The sequence below is a fragment of the Shewanella sp. KCT genome, from assembly GCF_007636505.1.
GTDB lineage: Bacteria > Pseudomonadota > Gammaproteobacteria > Enterobacterales > Shewanellaceae > Shewanella > Shewanella halotolerans.
Genome location: NZ_LVDJ01000002.1, coordinates 270,282 through 277,916 on the forward strand (window position 1 = coordinate 270,282; position 7,635 = coordinate 277,916).

Annotated in this window: 5 protein-coding genes; all 5 read left to right on the forward strand. The window is 58.0% G+C overall.

Going from position 1 to position 7,635, the window contains the following annotated elements; all coding sequences use genetic code 11:
- The first annotated feature begins 3 nt into the window (after positions 1–3).
- Positions 4–1,410, forward strand: a complete 1,407-nt coding sequence (locus AYI87_RS04050) for a tetrathionate reductase family octaheme c-type cytochrome (RefSeq protein WP_186300546.1) — start codon at positions 4–6, stop codon at positions 1,408–1,410.
- Between the two features lie 250 nt (positions 1,411–1,660).
- On the forward strand, positions 1,661–3,325 hold the full coding sequence (locus AYI87_RS04055; protein ID WP_144199830.1) for an ABC transporter transmembrane domain-containing protein: 1,665 nt from the start codon (positions 1,661–1,663) through the stop codon (positions 3,323–3,325).
- On the forward strand, positions 3,325–5,424 hold the full coding sequence (locus tag AYI87_RS04060) for a peptidase domain-containing ABC transporter (protein ID WP_144199832.1): 2,100 nt from the start codon (positions 3,325–3,327) through the stop codon (positions 5,422–5,424). Before AYI87_RS04055 ends, AYI87_RS04060 begins: the two co-directional genes overlap by 1 nt.
- Complete coding sequence (locus tag AYI87_RS04065; protein ID WP_144199834.1) at positions 5,417–6,742, forward strand: HlyD family type I secretion periplasmic adaptor subunit; 1,326 nt, start codon at positions 5,417–5,419, stop codon at positions 6,740–6,742. The genes AYI87_RS04060 and AYI87_RS04065 overlap by 8 nt, the downstream gene beginning before the upstream one ends.
- 9 nt (positions 6,743–6,751) lie before the next feature.
- A partial coding sequence (locus tag AYI87_RS21320) for a hypothetical protein (RefSeq protein WP_222116764.1) occupies positions 6,752–7,635 on the forward strand: 884 nt, incomplete at its 3' end.

A 7,635-nucleotide genomic window follows, 5' to 3' on the forward strand; every position in this document is an offset into this window, starting at 1 on the left:
ACAATGAAACACACACATTCTCTCACGGCGATGTTTGCTGCAGGGATCTTCGGCTTGGCCAGCCTCAATGCCATCGCCGAAAACCCGCATAAGGAAGCCATTCAGGGACCCTTTACCCAGGGCTCTCAGGTGACCGAGCAGTGCATCGAATGCCATGAAGATCACGCCAAAGACTTTATGAAGTCGTCTCACTGGACCTGGGAACTTGAGCAGAAGCTGCCAGGACGCACGGTAAAACGGGGTAAGAAGAACGCCATCAACAACTTCTGTACTTCTATCGCCGGTAACGAGCCTAGATGTACCAGCTGTCACGCGGGCTACGGCTGGAAAGACAACAACTTCGACTTTAGCGACATGACCAAGGTCGACTGCCTGGTGTGTCACGACACCACAGGTACCTATGTTAAAGACCCTGCCGGAGCCGGTGAGGCCCTGGCTAAGGTCAACCTGGAACGTGTGGCGCAAAATGTCGGCATGCCGGTACGTGACAACTGTGGTTCTTGCCACTTCTACGGTGGCGGCGGCGACGCGGTGAAGCATGGGGATCTCGACTCCTCCATGGCCTATCCCGACAAGGCTACCGACGTGCACATGGACAGCGATGGCAATGACTTCCAGTGCCAAACCTGTCACACCACACAGCAACACCAGATCACAGGTAATGCCATGGGCGTATCGCCAGGCGGTGAGAACGATATCGGCTGTGAAAACTGCCACGATAGCGCGCCACACGCCAACAAGCGCCTCAACACCCATACGGCCAGTGTCGCCTGTCAGACCTGTCACATTCCTTTCTTCGCCCGTAACGAACCCACCAAGATGAGCTGGGACTGGTCTACCGCTGGTAGCGATCAAGAGGAAACCGTGGACGAGTATGGCAAGCACACCTTCATGAAGAAGAAAGGCAGCTTCGTCTGGGGCAAGATGGTCAAGCCTGAATACGCCTGGTACAACGGCAAGGCCGATGCCTACATGGTGGGTGACAAGATGGATCCATCCAAGGTCACTAAGCTGACTTCGCCACTGGGTGATATCACAGACAAGACAGCCAAGATCTACCCATTCAAGGTGCATCGCGGCAAGCAGATCTACGACAAGAAGCAGAACATCTTCGTTACCGCCAAGGTCTATGGCAAGGGTGGGTACTGGAAAGAGTTCGACTGGGATAAGGCCGCCAAGCTTGGCATGGAGGCTAACCAGGCACTGGCCCAGCAAGGCATCAAATACAGTGGTGAGCATGGCTTTGCCGAAACAGAGATGTGGTGGCGCATCAACCACATGGTTTCGCCAAAAGACCAGGCGCTCAAGTGTAACGACTGCCACAACAAGGGCACACGTTTAGATTGGCAAGCCTTAGGTTACGAAGGCGACCCAATGAAGAACAAGAAAGGTGCTAAACACGCCAAGTAATTTGTAATCCCCTTTCGTCATCTCCCTGCAGCAAAGAGGTCTGGTCTACCAGGCCTCTTTTTTTGTCCATCGAACTCACCCATTTAGTCTACCAATCCGCTCGAAAGGATGACGAAGCAAGCTTTGCAGCTAAATCAAAAGTATAGAAATTTGTCTAATATCTAACCCTTGTCTTAGCTGCTAGCTTTAGTCCTAGCAACATTGAACTACACTCTTGTTTAATCACCAATTATTCCAAGGGACGGCATAGATGGTTAAAACCTTTCGTTTGCTCGCACAGAATCAGTCGTTCAACGAACTGCTCCTCACCTCTGTGTTTATCAATCTGCTTTCACTCGCCCTGCCTTTCACCATGTTACAGATCTACGATCGTATCTTGCCCAACGAGGCACACGGAACGGCAACGGTACTCGTGATTGGAGTTGCCATCGCCATCCTGCTGGAGCTGCTCCTCAGATACGCCCGCAGCTGGCTGCTCGGCGCCTCGGCGGCCAACTATGAGCTGCATACCATCACCCGGGTGGTGAAACGTCTGCTCAATGCCGATTATCATCACATAGAGAATCTCGGCGCTGGCAAGATCTCCCACGGCATCCACAGCATAGCGGCGATGCGCGACATCTACTCCGGCCAGGCAGCCGTGGCGCTGATGGATTTCCCCTTCGTTCTAATCTTCCTCGCCTTGGTGGCCTACATAGGCGGGCCTCTGGTGTTTATCCCCCTGATCGTCTGGCTAATTGCCGGCGTGAGGGTGTGGCAACTGGGGCAGAAGCTCTCTCTCGCCACCAAGGAACTGAGCCTGAGCCAGGATGAACGTACCCGCCTCTTGATGCTGGTGCTCTCCGGCCTCACCACTACCAAGGCGATGGCGCTCGAGTCCCGCATGACCTACGCCTATAAGAAGATCAATCATCAGCGCCTCGCCCAGCAGGAAGAGGTCGACTGGCTGTCGGCGAAACTCCAGGAGCTGATACAGGGCACCGCCCAGGCCACCACCCTGTGCTTAGTAATGATAGGCTGCTTCGAGGTGCTCAACGGTAACCTCACCACGGGTGGCTTGGCGGCCTGCTCCATCCTGGCCGGTCGCGCCGTCGCCCCCTTAAGCGCCATCGGCAGCCTTAGGGCCAAATACGTCAGTGCCAAGGAGGCGATGGATCAGGTCAATGCTTTGATCGCGACGCCTCAGGAGACCTTTAACGGCCAGACCCGCTATCAACAGAAACTGCCCCTCGGCCCCATCCGCTTCGAGGGTGTCAGCGCCGAGAAGACCAGCGCCCGGCTCGACAACATCAGCCTCACCATACCCGCAGGCGCCATCGCTACCGTCACCTCCAACCCCATGACCCATGCCAGCCTGCTGCTGAGCACCATAGGCGCCTATCACCAGCTGGATAGCGGACAGATCGCCATCGCGGGCGTGCCGCAGCAGGATCACGACGGCTTAGAGTACCGTCAATCCATCTGCTATGTTCCCCCCTGGGCCAGCCTCTTCAGCGGCTCCATCTTAGACAACATGACGCTGTTTCGCCGCGAGCGTGAGGCCAGTGCCATGCTGATCGCCGACCAACTCGGCCTATCGGCCACCCTGGCGCAGCTGCCGGCGGGTTATCAGACCCAGGTAGGCAGCAATGAGAATCAGGTGCTTAACAAGGGAGCTATCAAGCTGATCGCCCTGGTACGGGCCCTGGCGCAGTCCCCATCAATCCTGCTGCTGGATGAGCCCATGGTTTCACTGGATGCCGACTCCCAGGCCCGCCTGCTGCAGATGTTAGCCGAGCGGCGCGGGCAGATGACGGTTGTCATCGCCTCCTATTTCGACGAGATCGCGGCGCTGAGCGACATGCAGATCGCTCTCGGCGAGCACGGTGAGCTGGCCGGTCAAGCTCAAGGCCAAGGTCAAGGAGGAGCGCGCTAATGAATCAGCACCTGGATCCGATACATCTGCCCAAGTCGCTGCTGATCGCCCTGTTCCATCAGCTGGGCCTTAGCGTGCAGGCCAGCAACATAGACAAGAGCGATCTCCACGACAGGCTCACCCACCTCGAAGCCTATATTCTGCTGAAGAAGCATCATGTGGGCATCAAGGTGCAGGCACTGGATGCTAACCTCCTGGTCCACAGCGTCTACCCCTTCATCTTGCTACCACAGGATGGCGAACCTATGGTGGCACGGCGCAGCAACCACAGTTTTCAATTCTTAAGCCAAGATAATCAATGGCTAACACTCGACAAGCTGCCGGGCGCCGGCCACGTGTTTCTGGTGGAGAGCCTGCCGGCCCAGAGCCGAAGCAGCAGCGTGTTCGCCTCCCATCTCGCCAAGCTCAGGCCCTGGTACCGCCCCATCTTCTGGCTGAGCCTGCTATCCAGCCTGAGTGGCCTCGCCATTCCCCTCTTTACCATGGCGGTGTACGACAGGGTCATCGGCGGACAGGCGCCTCAGATCCTGCCCAGCATCGCTTTAGGTGCAGCCCTGGCCCTAGGGATATTTGTCGCCAGTCGGCTGCTTAGGGCACAGGCTTTGGCCAATGTCAGCAACCGCTTCGCCAGGGATCTTTCCGGCATCACCTTCAACCGCCTGCTGAGCATGCCCCTTAGCCTGCTCTCACGCGTCGGTCTCTCCAGCCATATCGCCAGGATGCGCAACGCCGAGAAGGTGCGCAGCCTGGTGGCGGGCCCTGGCGGCGCCGGCCTTATCGATCTGCCCTTTACCCTCATCGCCCTCGTCGCCATCACTCTATTGAGTGGTTTTCTGGTGCTGGTGCCACTGGCCATGTTGCTGCTCTTCTACCTGGTGATGAAGGCGCTGGACAAGTATACCCTGGCCGCGGCGCCCACCATCAGCGGCGAATATCAGAACAGCCTCAACGAGCTCTCGACTCATCTGCTACCGCTCAAGAGCGCCGGCGAGAGTGGCGCCTGGTACGAGCAATTTATGCGCCGCGCCCGGGAACATTGCCGGCAGAACTTTCTCTACAGCAAACGCGCGGGACTCAACGCGGCAGTGGCCCATGCCATGGGGCTGTTTACCGCCCTAGCCACAGTATTTACCGGCATCTTCCTGGTGCTCAACCAGAGCATTACCCCTGGGGAGCTGATCGCCTGCGTCATGTTGATCTGGCGGATCACAGGCCCGGCGCAGCTGGCCTTCGCCTCGCGGCAGAAGTTTACCCTGCTTAAGGGCGCCGTCGATCAGTTCGACCGTTTCATGGGCGTCACCACAGAGTTCAATGAGCTCAGGCTCGACTCGCCAAATCTCAACCAGACACCGGCGCTCTCCTTTAAGCATGTGACATTGAGATATAGTGCCGAAACTGAGCCCGCCCTCTCAGGGGTAACGCTCGACATCGAAGCCGGCGAGACGGTGGCCATCATAGGCCCCAACGGCAGCGGCAAGACCTCGCTGCTGCTCACCGCCATCGGGGTTATCGAGCCCCAGGCCGGCTTCGTCACCGTCAACGGCAAAAACCTGAAACAGTTCGACCCTGAGATCTTCCGTCAGTGGGCCGCCTACAGCCCCACCAACAGCGAGATCTTACCCGGCACCCTGGCGGACAATCTGCGCCTGGCCAAGCCAGAGGCCAGCGACGATGAGCTTAAGCAGGCCCTCACCGATGCCGGTGGCGCCTCGCTGCTGCAGGCGCTAAAACAAGACATAGATGCCAACCTCTTCTCCCGCGGCACCAGCATGTTCTCGGCGGTAGAAAGCAGCTATATCAGCCTGGCAAGGGCCCTGCTGAAAGGCTCTCCCCTGCTGGTGATGGATGAGCCGATAGCCAATCGCAATCCCTTTGCCCGACAGGCCTTTATCCAGACCCTCAAACGCCTCAAGGGCAAGACTACCATCCTGTTCACCACACACGACCAGGCACTGATCCAGCAGGCTGACAAGGTGGTGATCCTCGATAAAGGCGCTGTGGTCTACGCCGGTCCGCTGCCTAACCAAGACAGTGTGACGACACAAAATGCCACTCACCAGGACACAACCCCAAGCATGGAGGCCTCACAAAATGAATGACAGCCAACTCACTCAGCATTCCTGGCCTGAACACGAATTTACCGAGGCCGTCGAGGCGCCCGCCGAGAAGCGCGCCATTCGCCGCATCACCTTCTTTATTGCCACGGCAGTCTTCATTCTGCTGATCTGGTCAATCTTCACCAACATAGAGGAGATCGCCAAGGCCAAGGGCCAGGTGGTGCCGCTGGGCCACAGGCAAGTGATCCAGAGCCAGACTGGCGGCACCCTGGCGTCGATCGCCGTCGCCGAGGGAGACCTGGTCCAGAAGGGCGACCTGATCGCTAACTTTGTCGCCACCGACAGCCAGGCCCTGAAGGAGGAGCTGCAGAGCAAGCAGGCCAACCTGGAGCTGAAGATCGAGCGTTATAATGCCTTCCTTGAGGAGCGCGAGCCCGACTTCAGCGCCTATCAACTCGGCTTCCCCACCTTGGTAGCCCAGCACATCAACGCCCTGGCACGTATGAATCAGGAAAAACAGGCGATCATCGCCCTGTCCGAATCTGACGTGGCCAAGTCTGAGGCTGAGCTGGCCAGCATCGAACAGGAGATCACCCCGCTCAAGGATCAGATACGCTCGGTGGAACAGACCCTCAAGATGATGAACTCGGTTAAGGAGCAGCAGGCGGTTTCTAAGCTCAGAATGTTGGAGTCACAACAGAAGCTCGACGCCTATATCCGTGAGCTCAAGGTGCTGGAGGGGCGCCGCAGCGTGCTGCAACGCAACATAGACAATCAAGAGAAACAGCTGGCCCAGAAGCAGGCGAGCCTCTTCAACGAGGTGGGCGAGAAACGCACCGACGCCCAGGCCGAACTGCTAGGCATAGTTGCCCGTCTCAAATCCTCAGATTCCCTGGTGCAGCAAAACCGGGTCACCTCACCTGTAGATGGCATCATTCAATCTATCCCCAACAACTCGGCGGGTAGCGTGATCCAGCCAGGCGGTACCGTGGCGGTGATCGTCCCCACCACACCCACTGCGCTGCTGGAGGCCAAGCTGTCCCCCAGAGACATAGGCTTCGTCACCGTCGGACAGAAGGCCCGCATCAAGATAGATGCCTTCGACTACAGCCGCTACGGCGCCATCGATGGGCTGGTGAAGAAGATCTCCCCCAGCACAGACGCCGATGAGAAAGGCGGTGTCTTCTACAAGGTACAGATCGCCATCGACAAACCCTACTTCGGCGACCAACCCGACAAGCTGGCGTTGATCCCCGGCATGACGGGAGAAGCCGACATAGTGACAGGCGACAAGACAGTCTTCCAGTACCTGTGGAAGCCGGTATTTACCAATGTGACCGAAGCCTTTGGTGAACGTTAGGAGAACGCCATGAGCCAAGATAAGCGCCCCAACAAGCCACCTCAGGACGAATCTAGTCAGGCTAGGAATCAGGCTAAGCCACAAAGCAATTCGCAGCCGGCGAGCGAGCCGGAGCCGTTAACAGAGGCTCAGCGACGTGAGCGCGAGGCGAAACGTCTCGCCAGGGCGCAGGACAAGGCGGTCGAGCAGCTCAAGGCCGAAGAGTATCGCGATGGCAAGACGACGAGCCGCTTCAATCAAGATCTGGTGGCGGATAAGCCTTGGCACACGGCCGCAAGCGCAGAGCCAGAGTCAAAGTCAGAGCCAGAGCAACTAAACGCAGATCTGGCAAATAGTGCAGATCAGGGCCCAATGGCTCAGGCAGAGCTGACACCAAGCTCAACAGAATTAGACGATAAGATGGCGTCAGCGGCTCAGTCACAGCAAAGCCAGTCTCAAGAGGTTCAGTCACAAGAAGCCCAGGCACAAGAAACTCAAACGCCAGAAGCACAAGCAAATGCGGCGCAGGTGCAAAACAAGTTGGCCCACCGCGCAGTGCAGACCACGGGCATAGAGGAATTTAGCGGCTTCGAAAAAGGCACACCCCAGACCCCAAGCCTGACGCCTCTTGCCCACGCCCTCACCTCAGGCGGCACGCCGCCCGCCTTTCAGGTGACCCTGACGAGCAGCGAGACACAAGCTCATAAGCCACCACAGCCGAGCACAGGCTCGACACAGCAGCCAAGCACACAGCAAACAGGCACTCAGCCCCCAACAACTGACCGCCCCACTACCGAGCCTCAGGTCTCGCTCACAGGAACTGGCACTGGCACTGGCACTGGCACTGGCACTGGCACTGGCACTGGCACTGGCACTGGCACTGGCACTGGCACTGGCACTGGCACTGGCACTGG